This is a genomic window from Streptomyces cellostaticus (genome assembly GCF_023630175.1).
Classification (GTDB): Bacteria; Actinomycetota; Actinomycetes; order Streptomycetales; family Streptomycetaceae; genus Streptomyces; species Streptomyces cellostaticus_A.
This window is the reverse complement of record NZ_JALLIN010000046.1, coordinates 1-20334: the sequence shown is the minus strand read 5'-3', so window position 1 is coordinate 20334 and position 20334 is coordinate 1. Positions and strand designations below refer to the sequence as shown.

Below are 20334 nucleotides of genomic sequence, written 5' to 3'. Positions count from 1 at the left end.
AGCGCCGACTGACGCCCCACTGACGGCATCAGGCCGACGTGTTGGCCGGATCGGCGCGGTCAGTCATGCGTCAGCGCCGGGTCAGATTCCGCTGCCAGGCTCGCATTGCTTCAAGAAATCCACACGCCATATCCGAAAGGCTGAAGATGCTTCGCGAAGCCGCGCAGGAGCAGGAGGAGAGTGCTGAGGCACCTTCCGCATTGAAGAGTTACGACCTCTACATCGCGGGCAAGGACGTGGCCGGCGACGGCTGGGTCTACACCGTCAGCGGGCGTTCGCTGCTGGAGGACGTTTTCACGAGCGTCAGCCTGAAGCGCTCCCTGGAACAGGACCCGGAGTCCGAGGCGGCCAAGCACCCCTACGTCGTCGGGCGCTGCGCGATCGCGGACGACTCCGCCATCGACCTGGCCACCCAGGCAGCGGCCGCGGCCGCCCCCGACTGGGCCGCCGTTCCGCTGGAGCGGCGGATGCAGCTGGGCACCCGCTTCCGCGAGGAGCTGATCAAGCACCAGGACGAGTTCCTGCGCATGCTGGTCGCGGAGTCCCACCCGGTGAAGCTCGCCCGGTGGGAGCTGAGCTGCCTGCTGCAGATCTATGCCCCGGGCTCCCTGCGCTGGTATCTGAAGCAGATGCGGGTGGAGAAGGAGTACAACGGCCGCAAGCTGATCCTGCACCGCCAGCCGGACGGCGTGGTCGCCTTCAACCCGCCCCAGAACGCCCCGCTGCCGAGCGCCGCCCTGTGCGTGCTGGCGCTGATGGCGGGCAATGCCGTGGTGGTGCGCGCGCCGCGCTCGATCGCGCTGTCCACCATGTGGTTGCTTCGGGACATCGTCGCCCCGCTGCTGGAGGAGATCGACGCGCCGGCCGGTGTGCTGAACGCGGTGTGCTCCAACCCCAAGCAGACGATGGACCGCTGGATCGCCGACCCGCTGATCGACGACATCTTCTACATCGGCGGCAGCCAGGAGGGACTGCGCTTCGAGCAGAGCTGCGTGGCGCACGGCAAGAAGCCGATCCTCGAACTCGCCGGCAACGACGGCATCGTGGTCTGGAAGGACGCCGACGTGAAGTGGGCGGCCGAGGCCATCACCGAGTCGTTCTACGGATCCGGTCAGATCTGCATGGTGCCCAACTACGTCCTGGTCCACCCGGACCTCGCCGAGTCGCTGATCGCGGAGGTGAAGGAGCAGGTCAAGGGCATCAGGCCGGGCCTGCCCGAGGAGGAGGACGTGCTGCTGTCGCCGGTCAGGCGCAGCGAGCGCTTCTTCCGGCTGCTGCGCCAGGCACTGGACAACGGCGCCGAACTGGTGACCGGCGGCAACCGCACCGAGGTCGACGGCACGGTGTCGGAGACGGGCGTGTTCCTGCAGCCGACGGTGGTGCGGGTGGACGGCCTGGACCGGGCCCGCACGTACGACGTGGTCCGCGAGGAGACGTTCTTCCCGCTGATCCCGATCGTGGTCCCCGAGCGGGACAACGACGACGCCCTGCTGGAGGCCTTCCTGCAGTTCGTCAACAGCAACGACTACGGTCTGCGCAACTCCCTGTGGTCGCGTTCGGACCACATCATCGAGACCTTCGTGCGCCGCGTGGTCAACGGCGGTCTGCTGAAGGTCAACGACTCCCACATCGGCTTCCTGCCGTACCTGCCCAGCCACGGCGGCACCGGCCGCACCGGCGGCGCCTTCGGTGAGGCCAACTACCCGATGCTCAAGACCTCCCACATCCAGGGAGTCAGCATCGCCCGCGACGTGAGCCCGTACGACGCGGTCTTCGGCGCCTGACCGACCTCGTTCTCGACGTCTTCCGGAGGTTTCCCGTGCGTTCCCTCGATGCTGCCCGGACCGTGTGCGAGCGGTTCCATCCCGGACTGCTCAAGGAGTTGGAGCAGATCCCGTACGCCGAGCGGGAGCAGCCCGGCAGCCCGGTGATCGACCTGTTCCGCATCCACGGCGGGGTGGGTCTGCTCATACCCGAGAGCTACGGCGGCCACGGCGCCGCCCCGCTGGAGGCGCTGCGCGTGCAGCTCGCCCTCGGCGCCGTGTCCCCGTCGCTGGTCGCGGCCGTCTCCATGCATCACTTCACCGCCGCGATGCTGTACTCGCTGGCCGTCAAGTCCGGCCGGCTCACCGACGCGCAGACCGCGCTGCTGCACCGGATCGTCCCGGACCAGCAGGTGATGGCCTCCGGCTGGGCCGAGGGCCGGACCGCGCAGAACATCCTGAAGCCGGCCGTGACCGCGCGGCCCGTGGAGGGCGGCTTCCTGCTGTCCGGCTCGAAGAAGCCGTGCAGCCTGGCCCGTTCGATGAGCCTGCTCACCGCGTCCATCGCCATCCACGGCGAGGACGGGGGCGAGCCGGAGCTGGCGCTCGCGCTCGTCCCGTCCGACGCGCCGGGGCTGTCCGTGCACCCGTTCTGGGGCAACGACCTGCTGGCCGGCGCCGAGAGCGACGAGGTCCGCCTGGAGGACGTGTTCATCCCCGCGGACATGGTCGTCCGCGCCGGTGCCGACGACCCCACCCGCCTCGACGACCTGCAGTCGGCCGGGTTCGTCTGGTTCGAGATGCTGATCTCCGCCGGATACGCGGGCGGTGCCGCCGCACTGGTCGAGCAGGTGCTGGAGCGGCGGCGGGGCAGCGCCGGGGATCGCGCCGCCCTCGCCGTGGACATGGAGGCCGCCCTCGCCCTGCTGGAGGGCGTGGCCCGCGGCACCGGCCAGGAGCCGGGCGACGAGGAGTCGGTGGCCCGGGTGCTGGTCGCCCGGTACGCCGTGCAGAACGCGCTGCCGGACATCGTGGCGCGGGCGCTGGAGCTGCTCGGCGGCCTGGACTTCATCGTCAACTCCGCCAGCGCGCAGGTCGCCGCCGCGACGCGCGCCCTGGCCTTCCACCCGCCGTCCCGCATCGCGGCCGCGGAGCCGCTGCTCACCTACTTCGACGGGGGTCCGCTGGTACTGGCCTAGCGCCGTGACCGCCAAGGTTCACCGGCCCGCGACGCCCGGCACGGCACCTCGCCGCGTTGTCGCGCCGCCCGAGTACGTCCAGTACCCGGGCGAGGCTCCGCCCTGCGGCGCACCGCACCGGACGCCGCGAGCCTTCCGGCAGACCTTCCCGGTCACGGCCCTGGCGCCGCCGAAGGCCTCCCGACCCACCCACACCCTTGGAGTGAGCGACACGTGACCGTCATCCAGGAATCGCCGGCACCGGCGCCGGTCTCCGCCGCCGACCACGAGGCGGACATCCTCAACCTCTACCGGGCCCACCTCAGCAAGGGCCGGGCCACGCTCGCCGAACTGTTCGGCAGCCACATGGAGACGGCGTCCGAGGGCGCCTGGCTCACCACCAGCGACGGTGAGCGCTTCCTGAACGCCGGCGGCTACGGCGTGTTCATCATGGGCGCCCGCCACCCGATCGTGATGGAGGAGGTGGAGCGCCAGCTCCGCACCCACCCCACCGCGACCCGCATCCTGCTGGAGCCGACGGTGGCCCGCGCCGCCGAGTCCCTGGTCTCCGTGCTGCCGCCCGGACTGGACCGCGTGCACTTCGCGCTGTCCGGCGCCGAGGCGGTGGAGACGGGCCTGAAGCTGGCCCGTGCGAACGGGTTCAAGCGGACCGTCTCGATGCGCGGCGGCTACCACGGCAAGACCCTGGGCGCCCTCTCGGCGACCGCCAAGGACGTCTACCAGGCGCCGTTCCGTCCGCTCGTCCCCGACTTCCGGCACCTGCCGTTCGGCGACGCCGACGCCCTGGAGGAGGAGCTGAGGGCCCACCCCGGTGAGGTCTGCGTGATCCTCGAGCCGGTGCAGGGCGAGGGCGGTGTCATCATCCCGCCGAAGGGCTACCTCAAGCGGGTCGAGGAACTGGTCCGGGAGTACGAGGGCTTCCTGATCCTCGACGAGGTCCAGTCCGGCTTCGGGCGGCTCGGCGAGTGGTGGGGCGCCGACATCGAGGGCGTCGTCCCGGACGTCCTGCTCACCGGCAAGGCGCTCGGCGGCGGAGTGATGCCGGTGTCGGCGGCCGTCGCCACCCGCAAGGCGTTCCGCCCCTTCGACAAGGACCCCTACGTGCACACCGCCACGTTCTCCGGCCAGCCGGTGCTGATGGCGGCGGTGCAGGGCGCGATCCGGGCGGTCAAGGAGGAGCGCCTGGTCACCCGCGCCATGGACATCGGTGCCCGGCTGCTGCCGCGGATCACCGAGGTCGCCCGGCGCAACATCCCCGAACTCGTGGTCGAGGTGCGCGGCCGGGGCCTGCTCATCGGCGTGGAGCTCGTCGAGGCCGGACTGGCCGGCGAGCTGCTGATCGAACTGTTCAACCACGGCGTGGTCGCCAACCACTCCATGAACGGCAGCTCGGTGGTGCGGTTCACCCCGCCCGCCGTGCTGGACGACACCGACGTGGACTTCCTCGTCGACTCCTTCGACCTGGCCACCCGCGACCTGATCAAGGGCGCGGCCAAAATGCCGGAAGGCGGTAACTGATCGTGCGGCACGTCGAACTCGATGCCCTGATACCCGCGGAGCAGGCCGAAACGGTCCTGCACGCCGTACGGCGCTGGGAGCGATTCCCGGACCTGGCGCCCCACGTCAACGCGACTACCGTGCACGCCTCCTACCCCGACCCCAAGGCCTCGTCGAGCTGGGAGCTGCACTTCCGCAGCGGCCTGCTGCGCTGGACCGAGGACGACACGGTGCTGCCGGAGAGCGGCGAGATCCGCTTCGAGCAGTCCGACGGCGACTTCGACTCCTTCTCCGGGGCCTGGTCCGTCCGGCAGTCCGGGGACGACGTCACCGTCCGCTTCGACGCCGACTTCGACTTCGGCATCCCGAGCCTGGAGGGCATCCTCGACCCGATCGCCGAGCGGGTCATCAAGGAGACCGTCGCCTGGGCGCTGACCGGCCTGTTCCCGGGTGTGCGCATCCAGGGCGGCATCGAACTCACCCAACCCGCCGCGGTCGGCGCCTAGCACCCGCGCGAGGAGCTGACCATGGACCAGGCGAACCCCTTCGAGACACCGCGCACGTACTCGCTGCACCGCGCCGAGTACCTGGTGGGCCTCGCCGTCACCACCGGACTGATCGTCTACCACTTCGGCGACATCCGCTGGCTGCCCGCGATCGGCCTGTTCCTCTACATCGACCTGATCGGCTACATCCCCGGCGCCATCGCGTTCAAGAAGAGCGGCGGCCGGCCGATCCACAAGGCCTACTACGTCCTCTACAACGTCATGCACAGCCTCATCACGCAGGGGGCGGTGGCCGCGCTGTGGTGCTGGCTGGTCAAGCCGGAGTGGGCGCTGCTGGTGCTGCCGTTCCACCTGTTCGGCGACCGGGGCCTGTTCGGCAACTTCATGAAGTCCTTCGCACTGCCCTTCGAGCCGGTGCGCCAGCAGGGCTACCTGCGGCTGCTGGACGACCTGGGCCTGCCCCACCCCAAGCCGGTCGGGCACGCCATGGACCCGGAGCCGGTCGGTCACGTGCCCGCGCGGCCGGTCGTCCGGGAGACGGAGGCCGTGTGATGACCACCGCGACCGATGTACGCGCCGCCCGGCCGGTCCGCCAGGACCCGGCCGAGCGCCGCCGGGCGCTGTACCACCTGGCGTCCCCGGTGTCGGTGCTCACCACCGGTCCCGAGGACCGGATGCACGGCACGACCGCCAGCACGGTCACCCTCGTGTCACGCTCGCCGCTGCTGGTCGGCGTGGTGCTGCGGGCGGGCTCGTCGTTCGCCCGGCTGGCCGCCGCCGAGGGCCGGTTCGCGATCAACGTGCTCGGCGGCGACCAGGCCGACGTGGCCCGGCGGTTCGCCGCCAGCGGCCGTCCGGACGGCGACGCGGCCTTCGCGGGCCTCGCCTGGACGGCGGACCGGTACGCGCACGCCCCGCTGATCGCGGGCGCGCTCGCGCACTACGTCTGCCGCTTCCACTCGGCCCACGCGGCCGGCGACAGCGAGCTGCTGCTCGGCCATGTCGTACGCGCCACGGCCGACCCGGGTCTGCCGCTGTTCAGTTACGCCGGCGGGCTGTTCGCCGGTTCCCTGCGTCCGGCGAAGGAGGCCGCCGCATCATGACCGCACCCGTTGCCCCCGAGGCGGACTGGGACAAGGCGCCCGGTCTGCTCGACGGCGCGAAGGAACTCACCCTCGGCCCCGAGGAGTGCGACCTCGCCTACTGGATCACCTCGGTGGCCCAGGGAACCCTGCGCGACCGCGGGGCGACCGGCCACCACGAGAACGCGATCACGCCCGACTTCCTGAAGGCGCCCGGCCCGCTGCGCGAGGCACTGGTGCTGGAGTTCGGCTTCCGTGCGCTGGCGGAGGAGCTGGCCACCCGGCTGCTCGGCCACTACGTGTCGATCGCTCCGGGCATCCCCGAGATGGAGTTCTACGCCACCCAGCTCATCGACGAGGCCCGGCACGCCCGGGTCTTCCGGCAGCACCTGGTGGATCTGGGCATCCCGGCGGGCACCCTGCTGAAGGACATCGAGGAGATGGCCCGGGACTACCGCAGGCGGGTCCTGGACCCGGTGGTGGACTTCACCCTGGACATCGTGCGCGACCAGGGCGACTTCCCCGGCGGCGTCGCGGTGTTCGCCATCATCATCGAGGGGGTGCTCGCCCCGGCGGCCGAGCTGAGCGAACGCAAGTGGACCCCGCTGTCCCCGGCGACCGGCGAGATCTCGCGGGGCACCGCCATCGACGAGATCCGCCACCTCACCGTGGCCAGCACCATCCTGCGCGACCACGTGATCGCGCACCCGGAGTACAGGCCGCGGCTGCTGGAGATCCTGCGCTCGGGCGTGAAGCTGTGGGACGAGATCCCGGACCGGGAGTTCGTCATCCACCGCGAGGAGCTGTTCCAGCAGGGCATGTCCGAGCACGCCGACAAGATCGGCGACTACGAGGTCTGGCCGGGCGTGCGGCTGCTCGACACCACCGCCGAGGAGCGCTACGACATGGCCGAGCGGTGGACCGACGAGATGGCCGAGGTCCGCATGAAGTACATGGGGCTGCCTCTGGAGGTCCTGGCGTCGGCACCCGCATCGGAGGCCGGCGCATGAGCACCGGGCGGGCCGCGGTCATCACGGGGATCGGCTCGTACGTCCCGCCCAACGTGGTGACCAACGACGACCTGTCGCAGCGGCTCGACACCTCGGACGCGTGGATCCGCTCCCGCACCGGGATCGCCGAACGATGCTTCATCACCCCGGGCACCTCCACCGGCGACCTGGCGGTGGAGGCGGGCCTGAGGGCGCTGAAGTCGGCGGGCGACGAGCGGGTCGGGGCGGTGGTGCTGGCCACCACCACCCCCGACCAGCCCTGCCCGGCCACCGCACCGCAGGTGGCGGCCCGGCTGGGGCTCGGGCAGGTACCCGCCTTCGACGTGTCGGCCGTCTGCTCGGGCTTCCTGTACGGGCTGGCCTCGGCCGCCGGGCTCATCGCGGCCGAGGTGGCGGACAGTGTGCTGCTGATCGCCGCGGACGCCTTCACCACGATCATCAACCCGGAGGACCGCACCACCGCGGTGATCTTCGCCGACGGCGCGGGCGCGGTGGTGCTGCGGGCCGGCTCGGCGAACGAGCCCGGAGCGGTCGGCCCGCTGGTGCTCGGCAGCGACGGCGAGCTGAGCCACCTGATCGAGGTGCCGGCCGGCGGCTCCCGGCAGCGCTCCACCGACCGCCCGGTCGACCCGGCGGACCGGTACTTCCACATGCTCGGCCGGGAGACCTACCGGCACGCGGTGGAGCGGATGACGTCCGTCTCCGCCGAGGCAGCCGAACGCGTCGGCTGGCGTCTGGAGGACGTCGACCGGTTCGCCGCGCACCAGGCCAACGCCCGGATCCTGGAAGCGGTGGCCAAACGCCTCGGGCTGCCCGAGGACAAGCAGTTGAGCAACATCGAACGGGTCGGCAACACCGGTGCCGCCTCGATTCCGCTGCTGCTGGCCGAGGCCACCGCCGAGGGCCGGCTCGCCGCGGGCCACCGGGTCCTGCTCACCGCGTTCGGCGGCGGGCTGGCCTGGGGCGCGGGCACCGTCGTCTGGCCGGAGCTGCAGACATTCTGACCGACCGTCAGTAACCCATACCGAACTCAGCGGTACGCGGGGTGCGTACGCCCTTCGAAAGGAACGGACATGCTGGAGCAGCTCAAGGAAATCCTGTCCAACAAGCTCAAGGTGTCGCCCGAGGCGATCACTCCGGAGGCCACCCGCGAGGACATCGAACTGGACTCGCTCGCCGTGGTGGAGCTGTCGCTGCTGCTGAAGTCCGAGCTGGACCTGGACATCAGCGACGACGACCTCCTGGAGGCCGAGACCGTGGCCGACATGGTCCGGCTCATGGAGGAGCGGAGCGCGAAGGTCTGATGGCCGGCATGGACATCGCCGTCACCGGACTCGGTCTGGTCACCCCGGGTGGGGTCGGGGTCGGACCGAGCTGGGCGGCGGTCTGCGACGGCAGGCCGGCCGCCGCCCTCGATCCGGTACTGGCGGACAACCCCGTACAGATCTCCTGCCGGGTGCCCGGCTTCGACCCCGAAACGCTGCTCAGCGCGCGGCGCGCCCATCGTCTCGACAGGTTCGTGCAGTTCGCGCTGGTCGCCGCCCACGAGGCGGTGGCCGACGCGGGCCTGGACCCGCAGACCTGGGACGGCGCGCGGGTGGGTGTCGTGCTCGGCTGCGCCGACGGCGGGCCGGGCACCGTCGAGGAGCAGCACCATGTGCTGCGCGAGCAGGGCGCCGACCGCGTGTCGCCGCTGCTGCTGCCCATGCAGCTCCCGAACATGCTGGCCGGTCAGACGGCCATCGAGTTCGGGGCGACCGGGCCCAACCTGGTGGTGGCCACCGCCTGCGCCTCGGGCGCGACCGCCATCGGGACCGCCCGGGACCTGCTCGCCCTCGGCCGCTGCGACATCGTCCTCGCGGGCGGCAGCGAGGCCATGATCACCCCACTGGTCATGGCCGGGTTCGCCCAGATGGGCGCGCTGTCGAAGCGGCACGACGATCCCGCTTCCGCCTCCCGCCCGTTCGACGTCGACCGGGACGGCTTCGTGGCCGGGGAGGGCGCCGGGATCCTCGTGATGGAGCGGGTCGCGGACGCCCGGGCCCGGGGCGCCCACGTACACGGCCGGATCATCGGCTACGGCGCCACCGCCGACGCCCACCACATGACGTCGCCCCACCCGGACGGCGCCGGCATCGAGGCGGCGGTACGCGCGGCCCTCGCCGACGCGGGCGCCGATCCGGACGACGTGCAGCACGTCAACGCCCACGGCACGTCGACCCCGTTGAACGACCTGTCGGAGGCCCGCATGATCCAGCGGTCCCTGCGCGGGGACCCGCTGGTCACGTCCACGAAGGGAGTCACCGGTCACCTGCTGGGCGCCGCCGGCGCGGTCGAGGCCGCGTTCGCCTTGCTCAGCGTCGAGAACGAGGTCATCCCGCCCGTCGCCAACCTGGTCATGCCCGATCCGCGGATCGAGATCAAGCTGGCCCAGACGGTCACATCGATGCCGATCGACCTGGCGCTGAGCAACTCGCTGGGGTTCGGCGGACAGAACACGGCCCTGGCGATCGCACCCGCGTAGACACCCGCCGGGTCCGGTCCGCCCGTCACGTCGCAGCAGCCGTCCGCCGAGAAGTCCCGGCGGGCGGCTGTCCCCGTCCCTCTCCCCTGTCTCGGAGTCGTCATGTCCTCCAGTGGTTCCCCACCCCCGTCCGGCCGCCTCGGTACCGGGCACATCCTCTTCCTGATCGTCGCCGCCGCCGCGCCGCTGTCCGCGATGGTCGGTACCGTTCCGCTCGCGTTCGCCTTCGGCGACGGGGCCGGCGTGCCCGCCGCCTTCCTGTTCGCCGGCGTCACCCTGCTGTGCTTCTCCGTGGGGTACGCGGTCAGCGCCCGCCGCACCGGCGGCTCCGGCGGCTTCTACGCCTCCGTCGCCGACGGGCTCGGCCGGCCGCCCGCGGTCGCCGCCGGCTATGTCGCCCTGCTCTCCTACAACTGCGCCACCATCGGCCTCGCGGGCGCCCTCGGCTACTTCACCCAGCTCGTGCTGGCGGCCCACGGGCTGACGGTGTCGTGGCAGTGGTGCGCGGCCGTCGGGATCGTCCTGATGGCGGTGCTCGGCTACCGGGAGATCGCGCTCAGCGCCCGGGTGCTGGCCCTGCTGATGCTCGGCGAGATCGGGGTGCTGGCCGCGCTGGACGTGGCGATCCTCGCCCGCCACGGGCTGCACGCCCTGCCCACCGCCTCCTTCTCGCCGCACACCGCGGCCGGGCACGGCGTCGGCGTCTCCCTGATGTTCGCGTTCGTCTCCTTCATCGGCTTCGAGTCGGCCGCGCTGTACGGCAAGGAGGCGAAGGACCCGCGGCGCAGCGTGCCGCGCGCCACCTATGTGGCCGTCACCCTGATCGCCGGCTTCTACGCGCTCACGAGCTGGCTGGCGGTCGGCGCCGTCGGCAGCGACAACGTGCGCGAGGTCGCCGGCAGGCAGATGGGCGACCTGTTCTTCGTCCTCGGCGACGACTTCCTCGGCAAGGCGGGCAGCACCGGACTGCAGATCCTGCTGTGCACCAGCCTGTTCGCGGCGACGCTGGCCCTGCACAGCGCCGCCGGGCGGTACGCCCAGGTGCTCGCCGGTGACGGCCTGCTGCCGGGCGCGCTGGCCGCCGAGCACACCCGGCACCGCTCCCCGCACCGGGCCAGCGTCGCGCAGAGCGCGCTCACCGCGGTGGTCGTGGCCGGCTTCGCCGTCGCGGGCCTCGACCCGTACGCCGACCTGACCACCAGCATGCTCGGGCTCGGCACGCTGGGCATCGTCGCGCTGCAGGCGCTGGCCGCGCTGTCCGTGCTCGGGCTGCGGGCGCGTACCGGCACCGGGCACTGGTGGCGGGAGACCGTCGCCCCGCTGCTGGGCTTCGCCGGTCTCGCCGCCTCGGTGTGGCTGGTGGTCGGCAACTTCGACATGCTCACCGGCTCCCCGTCCGCGGTGATCGCCGCGCTGCCCTGGCTGCTGCCGCTGGTCGCCGCGGGCGGCCTGCTGTACGCGGCGAGGCTGCGTTCGGCCCACCCGGCGCGCTACCGCATGCTCGGCGTCCGGCACACCGCCGAACCCGTCCCGGCCCCCTCCCCCGCCCTGTCAGGAGACCGTCATGCACGATCCCAGTGAGCTGACCGCGGCAGGCGAGGACGCCGTCCGGCGCCTGGCCCGCCGCCGCCACGACCTCGACCTGGACGCCCTCGGTACCGCGCTGCGCGCCCGTTCGGCCGCGCAGTCCGAGGTGACCCGGCTGCGCACCGAGCTGAACCGCACCGCCAAGGCCCGCCGTTCGGGGCCGCCCACGGAGGCGGAGAAGGAGGCCGCCCGCGCGCTGCGGGCCGAGGTGCAGCGGGCCGAGGCCACCGCCCGGACCGCCGCGGCCGGGCTGACCGAGCTGCTGCTCGGCATCCCCAACCTGCCGCTGGACGCCGTACCGGACGGTGACTCCGAGAAGGAGGCGGTGGAGGTACGGCGCGGTGGCCCGGACCCGCGCCCGGCGGCCGGTGCCCGGCACCACGCCGAGATCGGCGAGGCCCTCGGCATCCTCGACCCCCCCGCCGCGGCACGGCTGTCCGGCGCCCGGTTCAGCGTCGCGCACGGCGCGGGGGCGCGCCTCGAACGGGCCCTCGGGGGCTTCTTCCTCGACCTGCACACCCGGGAGCACGGCTACACCGAGCAGTCGGTGCCGTTCCTGGTCAACCGGGACACCATGACCGGTACCGGGCAGCTTCCCAAGTTCGAGGAGGACCTGTTCCGCACGAAGGTCGCGGACCGGGAGCTGTTCCTGATCCCGACCGCCGAGGTGCCGCTGACCAACCTGGTGGCCGGGCAGCTCCTGGACGCGCGCACACTGCCGTACGCCTTCACCGCCCGCACCCCCTGCTTCCGCGCGGAGGCCGGCGCCTACGGCCGGGACACCCGGGGCGTGCTGCGGCTGCACCAGTTCGAGAAGGTGGAGCTGGTGCGCGTCTGCGCCCCGGAACAGGCACAGGAACAGCTCGAGCTGATGGTGGGACACGCGGAGGAGTGCCTGCGCCGGCTGGAACTGTCGTTCCGCACCGTCCTGCTGCCCGCGGGCGACATGGGCTTCTCGGCCCGGATGACGTACGACATCGAGGTGTGGCTGCCCGGTGGCGGCGCGTTCCGGGAGATCTCCTCGGTGTCCGACTGCGGCACCTTCCAGGCCCGCCGCGCCGACATCCGGGTGAAGCGGGCCGACGGCCGCAAGACGCCCGCGGCCACGCTGAACGGCTCGGCGCTGCCGATCGGCCGGACGGTGGCCGCGCTGCTGGAGCAGGGCGTCCAGGACGACGGCTCCGTGGTCCTGCCCGAGGCGCTGGTGCCGTACACCGGCTTCCGGCGGATCCTGCCGGGCGGGGCCACCGAGTAGGGCCCGGTGCGCCGGACGGAGCCCGACCGCACGCGAAAGGGGCGGGAGCCGAGGACCGGTCCTCGGCTCCCGCCCCTTTCGGCGGTTCAGGCGCCCGTCATGTGCACCCCGCCGTCCACGTGCACGATCTCGCCCGTGGTCCGCGGGAAGAAGTCCGACAGCAGCGCGACCACACCGCGTGCGGCCGGCTCCGGGTCGGTGAGGTCCCAGCCCGCCGGGGCGCGCCGGGTGGTCCACACGTCGGCCAGCTCCGCGAAGCCCGGGATGGACTTGGCGGCCATGGAGCGCAGCGGTCCGGCGGCGACGAGGTTGCAGCGGATGCCGCGGTCACCGAGGTCCCGGGCGAGGTAGCGGCTGGTGGACTCCAGGGCGGCCTTGGCGACCCCCATCCAGTCGTAGTGCGGCCAGGCGACGGCGGCGTCGAAGGTGAGGCCGACGACCGAGCCGCCGCGCCGCTCCAGCAGCGGCAGGCAGGCCGTGGTGAGCGACTTCAGGGAGTACGCCGAGACCTGCACGGCCGTCGACACGTCGTCCCAGGTGCCGTCGAGGAAGGAGAAGGCGCCCTGGGGGCCGTAGGCGATGGAGTGCACGACGCCGTCGAGGGAGTCGGTGTGCTCGCCGATCCGTTCGGCGAGGCCGTCCAGGTGGCTCTGGTCGGTGACGTCCAGTTCGATGACGGGGGCGGGCTGGGGCAGCTTGCCCGCGAACCGCTCGATCAGGGAGAGGCGGCCGAATCCGGTGAGCAGGACCTCGGCGCCCTCCTCCTGGGCGATCCGGGCCACGTGGAAGGCGATGGAGGCGTCCGTGACGACACCGGTGACCAGGATCCGCTTGCCCGCGAGGATGCCGCTCATGCCACCGACACCCCCTTCGGCAGTGCGCCGACCAGCGGGGAGTCGTGGTCCTGCGGGCCGGCCGCGGCGGCGCCGCCGGGCGAGTCGAGGCCGGCGAAGAAGGCGGCGTTGGACGCCGCGTGGTCGTCGCCCCACTCCTCGGGCATGTCGTCGTGGAAGTAGATGGCGTCGACCGGGCAGACCGGTTCGCAGGCGCCGCAGTCCACGCATTCCTCCGGATGGATGTACAGGGCGCGGCGGCCCTCGTAGATGCAGTCCACGGGACACTCGTCGACGCAGGAGCGGTCCTTGACGTCGACGCAGGGCAGTCCGATGACGTAGGCCATGCTCAACTCCTCGGTTGGGGGGTCACGTTCACTTGACCGGTACGCCGGTGGTGCGCTCGCCCAGGGTCAGCACGGTGACGGCGAGGACGGCCATGGCGGCGGCGATGACACTGAACAGGGCACCCGCGCCGTGCCCCTCCAGCACCGGAAGCAGCACGAACGGGATGGCCGCTGCGCTGAGTTTGGACAGCGAGTAGGCGGCGCCGGAGGCGGTGGCGCGGATCGCGGTGGGGTACTGCTCGGACAGGTACACGTGGCTGACGCTGGAGAAGACGTTGCTGAACAGGGTGTAGGCGAAGCCGCAGGCCACGATCAGCGCGGCCGAGCCGGCGTAGGCGAAGCCGAGTCCGGCCACCACCATCGCGCCCGCCGAGAGGGCGACCAGGGTGCGGCGCTCCAGGCGGTCCACTACGGGCAGGGCGAGCGCGGAGCCCACCGGGTAGCCGAGGAAGGACAGCGCGGTGAAGCCGAGCCCCGCGACGATGCCGTAGCCCTTGGCGGCGACGATCTGCGGGGCGAGCGTGCCGAAGCCGTAGTAGCCGACGACCGACAGCACGCAGAACAGCCACAGCACCAGGGTCCGGCGGCGCATGCCGGGGCGCAGGACGTCCCGCAGCCGGGAGTTCCGGGCGGCCGGGCCGGGTTCGGCGGGCGCGGGCTGCTCCAGGACCGGTCCGCGGCCGGCGGCCTCCGCCTCCATCCGGGCGACCAGCCGCTCCGCCTCCGCGTTCCGGCCGGCCGAGGCCAGCCACCGCGGGGACTCGATGAGCTGCCGGCGCAGGCACCACACGACGGCGGAGCCGAGCGCGCCGAGCACGAACAGCCAGCGCCAGCCCGCCACCCCCAGCGGGGTGAGCGGTACCAGCCACAGCGCGGCGAAGCCCACCGCGGGCACTCCGCAGAAGGCGAGGGTGTAGGCCCAGGCGATGAACCGGCCGCGCTTCCTCGCGGGCAGCACGTCGGCCAGGTAGCAGTCGGACAGGGCCTGCTCGGCGCCGATGCCGACGCCGGCCAGGAAGCGGGTGACGATCAGCCAGGTGGCGTTCGGAGAGAACGCGCCGAGCAGTGAGAAGGCCGAGTAGATGGCGAGGTTGATCAGGAAGGCCCGGCGCCGGCCGAACCGGTCCGCGATCCGGCCGAGGGTCAGGGATCCGATGAACTGGCCGACGAACACGGAGGCCAGGACGAGTTTGAGCGAGGTCGCGCCGAAGGCGAAGTCGCTCTGCAGCACCTTGGCGATGGTGCCCGAGAGGTTGTTCTCGAAGGTGTCGAAGAACAGGCCGACGCCGATGACCGCGGTGAGTCTGCGGTGCAGGGGAGTGATCGGCATGCGGTCCAGGCGGACACCGATCGGGGCGGGAGCGGTGACATCACCCGCCGCCGCGGTGGTCTGGGACATGGGGCTGGCTCCTTAGGAGGCTCCTGGGGACCGGTGGTGCGCACCCGGGAAGGGAACCGCCCGGGCCGCCGACGGGCCCGGGCGTACGGCCCGGGGGCCGGGGCGTGGGGGAACGGGTGGTGCGGGAGGGTGTGGGGGGTGTGGGGGGTGTGGGGAGTGTGGGGGGGAAGGTGGGCCGGTGGGGATCGCCGGCCGGACTCAGGCCGCTTCCACGGCCCGGCGCCGGATCTGCTCCTCGACGTCACCGCGCCGCACCGGCGCGCTGACCTCGTGCAGGAAGGAGGCCACCTCGCGGTACGAGGCCCAGAACCCGACCTCGTGGTACGGCACTCCGCGCTCGGCGCAGTACTCCATGGTCAGCTCCCGCGCGCGGCCCAGGTTCTTCTGCGGCATCGCCGGGAACAGGTGGTGCTCGACCTGGTAGTTGAGGCCGCCGTAGAGGAAGTCGACCAGCCGGCTGGGCCGGATGTTGCGGGAGGTGAGGACCTGGCGCTCCAGCCAGTCCAGGGTCTCCGCCTCGCCGTCGCGCACCTGCATGCCCTTGTGGTTCGGGGCGAAGATCATTCCGAAGTAGACGCCGAGCGCGGCGTGCTGGACCACGACGAAGGCGACCGCGAGCACCGGGGACAGGACGGTGAACACCAGGCCGAGGTAGACGGCGGTGCGCAGCACGATCAGAAAGGTCTCCAGCACCGGCCGCTTCGTCTTGCCCTGGACGATGGACAGGACGGCCGTGCGCAGCATCTTGAAGCCCTCGAGCACGAGCAGCACGAAGAACAGCACGCTCTGGTAGCGCACGACGAACTTCTGGGTGCCCTTGCGGGTGGGGTACTGCTTGATGTCGAAGATGGCGGTGCGCCGGCCGATGTCCGGGTCCATGTCCAGGTGGTTGGGGTTGCTGTGGTGCCGGTTGTGGTGGTTGACCCACCAGCCGTAGCTGACCCCGTTGACCAGGTTGGCGTGGACGTATCCGACCGCGGAGGCGGCCTTCTTGCTGCGGAACATCGCCTTGTGTCCGGCGTCGTGCCACATGAACGCCGACTGGCCGCCGCACAGGCCCATCCACACGGCCGTGAGGAGCTGCCACCAGGAGTCGCCCAGCTCGAAGAAGACGGCGAACCCGATCAGCAGCAGGGTGGTGTTGAGGGCCAGCTTGCCCACGTAGTACCGGGGGTCGAGGTCCAGCAGGCCCTCGGCCTTGACCCGTTTGAGCAGCTCGGCGAAGGTCGCCGAGGCACCGGTGCGCTGCCCGGCGCCGGCGCCTCCACCGGCGGCCAGGGCCGCGGCTTCTTGTATGTGCGGACGCTGCATGCGTTGCTCTCCTTGGGAGAAGTGCCCGGATCGGGCGGCGGCGCCGCTGCCCCGCGGACCTGCGGGCGCCGCGAGTCGACAAGGCTCCCGCGTGGGTCACCGTCGCGGGATGGGCCCTGTCGCCGAACTCCCGGCGTGCGCCCGGAGGGCGACGGCAGGGCCCCGCTTCGCCCGGCGGGCCCGGCGACGGGAGCACAGTGCGGTACTCCCGGTCCGGACCGCCGGGCGAACGTGTGTCCAGCGTTCCGTGGAACGCTGATGTGGCACTGATACCGGTCTGACCGGGTGTGCGCCGGCTCCCGCCGGCGCGCCCGGCAGCGGCTCAGGCGGCCGCCTCGGCGCGCAGCCGCTCGTCGAGGGCGCGGACGGCCGCGTCGGCGGCGTCGGCGACCGACTCGTCGTCGGGCGCGCCGATGACGGCCATCAGCTGCTCGACCGTTGCGTGCTGGAGTTCCTCGGTGGACTGGCTCATCTCGGTGTCCTCTCGTCGTTCGCGGTGGCGGGTCAGAAGGCGTTGCAGGCGCGGAAGACGTGCGCGAAGCCGGGCAGCGAGGCCTGCGGGCCGTCGAAGGCGACGTACTCCGGGATCAGCACGTCGGGGGCCCACTTCTGCTTGTACGAGAGCTGGGTCTGCGCCGGGTACAGGGCGGCGCCCTCGGCCCACAGGGCGTGCATCAGCCACTGGAACGCCGGGCTGTGGCCGTCGAGTTCGTGGTCCGCGTCCAGGCCGGTGAACGGCGTGAACCCGAAGTGCAGCCACTCGACGCCCTCGGCCCTGAACACCTCGATGGCGTGCGCGTTGATGGCCTCCATCAGGCCCGGGGAGCCCTCGGGGATACGGCGGCTGAGGTCGTGCATCCAGCCGGCCCGGCTGCCGTAGACCGGCGAGTACGAGATGTACGCGACCGGAGCGCCGTCGATGGTGCCGACGAACAGCCGGCGGTGCCGCTGGACCTCGCCGCCGATCTGGCCTACGAGGAACTCCAGTTGCTGGGCCCCGCCCTTGGAGCCGAGCCAGGCCTGGTCGATGGTGGCGATGGCGTCGCCCACGTCGCCCGCGTCGACCTCCCGGATCTGCAGGCCGTTGCGGAGCGCGCGGGAGATCTTGTTGCGGAGCTGCATGAACTTGGTGCCGCGCAGCGTGAACTCGCCGAGGCCCACCGCCCAGGAGGCGCCCACCTGGTTGACGGTGAAGCCGAGCCGGGCGTACCGCTCGGCGTCGGCGCGCTGGAGCTGGATGCCGACGAGCCGCAGCCCCTCGTCGCGGACGTGGCCGCGGAAGGCGTCGAGCAGGGTGCCGTAGTCCTTCTCGGCGGCGAAGGGGCCGCCGAGCTGGACGGCCCAGCGGCCGGTGCGGCGGTACACGATCACACCGTCCGCGCCCGGGACGGTGAAGATACTGTTTCCGCTGTTGAGAGCGAGGAACGCACTCGCGTTCTCGCTCGCGGTGTGGGTGCGTACTGCGTCCAGGACCGGGTTGTCCGTGACGGTTTCGGTGGTGGTGGCGGTCATTCCCGTACCCCTTTCGGGAGCGTTTTCCATCGAAGGGAGTACAACACCGGAAGGAGGTCCTGGAAAAGAGCCGAAAGGAATTCATTGCCTGCGTCAGAAGCGTGTCAGCTTTCCGTCAGCGCGAGGTGTCAATGTTGTTCCCGTGAACGGCACGGGAAACCGGGCCGGAAACACGGAGAGGTGCCCGGAGTGGCTGATCGGGGACCTGGAGCACGCCTCGAGGTCGGGCCGGCGACGGTCCGCGCAGGTTCGAATCCTGCCCTCTCCGCCAGGGTCCGGAATTCCGCACGGGGGAAAAAGAATTGCTGATCCGGCACGCGAACCGCCTGTACCCCCCTCCGGTGCCGCGCCGATGACGGCACGGCACCGGACGCCCCTGAGCCGCCGGTCGTCCCCCCGTCCCGGCGGAACAACCGCCCCGGCGGGACGTCCCGGAAGCGGACGCCCGCCGGGGCGCGGCGCATTGCGTCACCCGTTCTTTTCACCGCAGCACCACCCCAGAAAGAAACAACCTTCGCCAGGAATTTTCACCAAAGGGGGGAATACATGCTGAGGTTCTCCATTCTCGGCGCACTGCAGATACTCACCGACGCCGGCCCGGCGGACATCTCGGGTGACCTGCAGCGCACACTGGTGCAGACGCTGCTGGTCAGCGAGGGCCAGCCGGTGTCCGGGGAGGGGCTGGCCGAGGAGATGTGGGGGGACGCCGTCCCCGATCACCAGGCCAACGCCCTCCAGGCCCATGTCAGCCGGCTTCGCCGCAGGCTCCGCGACCTGGAGCCGGACCGGCCGGCGTCCCGGCTGACGATGCACCCCTCCGGCTACCGGCTGTGCGTCGGCGAGGGCGAGTTGGACGCGGCCGAGTTCATCCGGGCCGTACGGCTGGCCGAGTCGGCCACCGCCACCGACGCGGCGCGCACCGCGCGGCTGCTCGCCGACGCGCTCGGGATGTGGCGCGGCCCGGTCTTCGGCGGGTTCACCGGCGGAACCCTGTGCCAGCTCGCGGGCGCCCGCTACGAGGAGTACCGGATGCGCGCCATGGAACTGCGCTTCGACGCCGAACTGCGGCTCGGCCGCCATGCCGCGGTGCTCGCCGAGCTGGCCGAGGCGCACACCAACCACCCGCTGCGGGAACGGTTCTGCGAGCAGCTCATGATCGCCCTGTACGGCTCCGGACGGCAGGCCGACGCGCTCGACGTCTTCCACCGGATGCGCCGCCACCTCGACGACGAACTCGGCATCCAGCCCTCCCCCGCCCTGCGCCGCGTCGAGCACGCCATCCTCTCCCACGACCCCGCGCTGACCGGCGAAGCCCGCCTCCAGCCCGTCGCGAGCGCCCGCGCCGCGTAAGCGGTCCGTCAGTCCCCGGTCAGTCCGCGTTGCCACGCTCGACGGACGAGCGGAAGCACGGAACCACCACGCCCCACGGGGTCCGCCCGGCATGGAGGGGGAAACATGAGGTCCCAGGTCGAGGAACTGGCCGGCATACGCGAGCGCGTACTCGCCGGCCCCAGCGAGAAGGCGACCGCCGCCCAGAAGGCCAAGGGCAAGCTCACCGTGCGCGAACGCATCGGCCTGCTGCTCGACGACGGTTCCTTCCACGAGGTCGAACCGCTGCGCCGGCACCGGGCGAGCGGTTTCGGCCTGGAGGCGAAGAAGCCGTACACCGACGGTGTCGTCACCGGCTGGGGCACGGTGGAGGGCCGTACGGTCTTCGTCTACGCCCACGACTTCCGGATCTTCGGCGGCGCCCTGGGCGAGGCCCACGCCACCAAGATCCACAAGATCATGGACATGGCCATCGCGGCCGGCGCGCCCCTGGTCTCCCTCAACGACGGCGCGGGCGCCCGCATCCAGGAGGGCGTCTCCGCACTCGCCGGCTACGGCGGCATCTTCCAGCGCAACACGAAGGCCAGCGGTGTCATCCCGCAGATCTCGGTGATGCTCGGCCCGTGCGCGGGCGGCGCCGCCTACAGCCCGGCGCTGACGGACTTCGTCTTCATGGTCCGCGAGACCTCGCAGATGTTCATCACCGGCCCGGACGTCGTCAAGGCGGTCACCGGCGAGGAGATCACCCAGAACGGGCTCGGCGGCGCCGACGTCCACGCCGAGACCTCCGGCGTCTGCCACTTCGCCTACGACGACGAGGAGACCTGCATCGGCGAGGTGCGCTACCTGCTCTCGCTGCTGCCGCAGAACAACCGCGAGAACCCGCCCGGGACGGACTCCTCGGACCCGGTGGACCGCCGTTCCGACGTCCTGCTCGACCTGGTCCCGGCCGACGGCAACCGCCCGTACGACATGGCCAGGGTCATCGAGGAGATCGTCGACGACGGCGAGTACCTCGAGGTCCACGAGCGCTGGGCGCGCAACATCATCTGCGCGCTGGCCCGGCTGGACGGCCAGGTCGTCGGCATCGTCGCCAACCAGCCGCAGGTGCTGGCGGGCGTGCTGGACATCGAGGCGTCCGAGAAGGCCGCCCGCTTCGTGCAGATGTGCGACGCCTTCA

General features: G+C 71.8%; 20 protein-coding genes and 1 tRNA gene. 15 read left to right on the top strand and 6 right to left on the bottom strand.

Annotation, left to right across the window (positions count from 1 at the left end; genetic code table 11):
• The first annotated feature begins 146 nt into the window (after nucleotides 1–146).
• From MXD57_RS25345 to serS, 12 genes are all read left to right on the top strand, one after another.
• A complete protein-coding gene (locus tag MXD57_RS25345; RefSeq protein ID WP_250404343.1) occupies nucleotides 147–1784 on the top strand; it encodes an aldehyde dehydrogenase family protein in 1638 nt (545 codons plus the stop codon).
• A gap of 35 nt (nucleotides 1785–1819) precedes the next feature.
• Complete coding sequence (locus MXD57_RS25340) at nucleotides 1820–2962, top strand: acyl-CoA dehydrogenase family protein (RefSeq protein ID WP_250404342.1); 1143 nt, start codon at nucleotides 1820–1822, stop codon at nucleotides 2960–2962.
• A gap of 213 nt (nucleotides 2963–3175) precedes the next feature.
• Nucleotides 3176–4480, top strand: a complete 1305-nt coding sequence (locus MXD57_RS25335) for an aspartate aminotransferase family protein (protein ID WP_250404341.1) — start codon at nucleotides 3176–3178, stop codon at nucleotides 4478–4480.
• Between the two features lie 2 nt (nucleotides 4481–4482).
• Nucleotides 4483–4965, top strand: a complete 483-nt coding sequence (locus MXD57_RS25330) for a type II toxin-antitoxin system RatA family toxin (protein WP_250404340.1) — start codon at nucleotides 4483–4485, stop codon at nucleotides 4963–4965.
• A 21-nt stretch (nucleotides 4966–4986) separates the two neighbouring features.
• On the top strand, nucleotides 4987–5517 hold the full coding sequence (locus MXD57_RS25325; RefSeq protein WP_250404339.1) for a hypothetical protein: 531 nt from the start codon (nucleotides 4987–4989) through the stop codon (nucleotides 5515–5517).
• Entirely contained in the window at nucleotides 5517–6068 is a 552-nt protein-coding gene (locus tag MXD57_RS25320; protein WP_250404338.1) for a flavin reductase family protein, read from the top strand. The genes MXD57_RS25325 and MXD57_RS25320 overlap by 1 nt, the downstream gene beginning before the upstream one ends.
• Entirely contained in the window at nucleotides 6065–7057 is a 993-nt protein-coding gene (locus MXD57_RS25315; protein WP_250404337.1) for a VlmB-like protein, read from the top strand. The genes MXD57_RS25320 and MXD57_RS25315 overlap by 4 nt, the downstream gene beginning before the upstream one ends.
• Complete coding sequence (locus MXD57_RS25310; protein WP_250404336.1) at nucleotides 7054–8061, top strand: beta-ketoacyl-ACP synthase III; 1008 nt, start codon at nucleotides 7054–7056, stop codon at nucleotides 8059–8061. The genes MXD57_RS25315 and MXD57_RS25310 overlap by 4 nt, the downstream gene beginning before the upstream one ends.
• Nucleotides 8062–8130: 69 nt before the next feature.
• Nucleotides 8131–8361, top strand: coding sequence for a phosphopantetheine-binding protein (locus tag MXD57_RS25305; RefSeq protein WP_046422004.1), 231 nt, complete (start codon nucleotides 8131–8133; stop codon nucleotides 8359–8361).
• Nucleotides 8361–9581 carry a beta-ketoacyl-[acyl-carrier-protein] synthase family protein gene (locus MXD57_RS25300; RefSeq protein WP_250404335.1) on the top strand — a complete coding sequence of 407 codons (1221 nt, stop codon included), beginning with the start codon at nucleotides 8361–8363 and terminating at the stop codon, nucleotides 9579–9581. The genes MXD57_RS25305 and MXD57_RS25300 overlap by 1 nt, the downstream gene beginning before the upstream one ends.
• Nucleotides 9582–9683: 102 nt before the next feature.
• Nucleotides 9684–11162: an APC family permease gene (locus MXD57_RS25295; RefSeq protein WP_250404334.1), complete on the top strand. Its 1479-nt coding sequence runs from the start codon at nucleotides 9684–9686 to the stop codon at nucleotides 11160–11162.
• Nucleotides 11146–12423 (top strand): serine--tRNA ligase, encoded by a 1278-nt coding sequence (gene serS, locus MXD57_RS25290; RefSeq protein WP_250404333.1) that lies wholly within the window; start codon nucleotides 11146–11148, stop codon nucleotides 12421–12423. The genes MXD57_RS25295 and serS overlap by 17 nt, the downstream gene beginning before the upstream one ends.
• 86 nt (nucleotides 12424–12509) lie before the next feature.
• Here serS and fabI read toward each other — a convergent pair whose 3' ends face one another.
• From fabI to MXD57_RS25260, 6 genes are all read right to left on the bottom strand, one after another.
• The gene (fabI, locus tag MXD57_RS25285) at nucleotides 12510–13277 is read right to left on the bottom strand and encodes an enoyl-ACP reductase FabI (RefSeq protein WP_250404332.1); all 768 of its coding nucleotides are present in this window, start codon (nucleotides 13275–13277) and stop codon (nucleotides 12510–12512) included.
• Nucleotides 13274–13603, bottom strand: a complete 330-nt coding sequence (gene fdxA, locus MXD57_RS25280; protein ID WP_250404331.1) for a ferredoxin — start codon at nucleotides 13601–13603, stop codon at nucleotides 13274–13276. The genes fabI and fdxA overlap by 4 nt, the downstream gene beginning before the upstream one ends.
• Nucleotides 13604–13631: 28 nt before the next feature.
• Nucleotides 13632–15002, bottom strand: coding sequence for an MFS transporter (locus MXD57_RS25275; RefSeq protein ID WP_250404330.1), 1371 nt, complete (start codon nucleotides 15000–15002; stop codon nucleotides 13632–13634).
• 198 nt (nucleotides 15003–15200) lie between these two features.
• Complete coding sequence (locus MXD57_RS25270; RefSeq protein ID WP_250404329.1) at nucleotides 15201–16313, bottom strand: fatty acid desaturase family protein; 1113 nt, start codon at nucleotides 16311–16313, stop codon at nucleotides 15201–15203.
• Between the two features lie 322 nt (nucleotides 16314–16635).
• Entirely contained in the window at nucleotides 16636–16785 is a 150-nt protein-coding gene (locus MXD57_RS25265; RefSeq protein WP_250404328.1) for a hypothetical protein, read from the bottom strand.
• Between the two features lie 32 nt (nucleotides 16786–16817).
• On the bottom strand, nucleotides 16818–17825 hold the full coding sequence (locus MXD57_RS25260; RefSeq protein ID WP_250404327.1) for a DUF2156 domain-containing protein: 1008 nt from the start codon (nucleotides 17823–17825) through the stop codon (nucleotides 16818–16820).
• Nucleotides 17826–17999: 174 nt separating this feature from the next.
• Here MXD57_RS25260 and MXD57_RS25255 point away from each other — a divergent pair.
• The 3 genes from MXD57_RS25255 to MXD57_RS25245 form a co-directional block, all read left to right on the top strand.
• A tRNA-OTHER gene (locus MXD57_RS25255) sits at nucleotides 18000–18096 on the top strand.
• 275 nt (nucleotides 18097–18371) lie between these two features.
• A complete protein-coding gene (locus MXD57_RS25250; RefSeq protein ID WP_250404326.1) occupies nucleotides 18372–19175 on the top strand; it encodes an AfsR/SARP family transcriptional regulator in 804 nt (267 codons plus the stop codon).
• A 105-nt stretch (nucleotides 19176–19280) separates the two neighbouring features.
• The coding region (locus tag MXD57_RS25245) for an acyl-CoA carboxylase subunit beta (RefSeq protein WP_250404325.1) at nucleotides 19281–20334 on the top strand (1054 nt) is incomplete at its 3' end.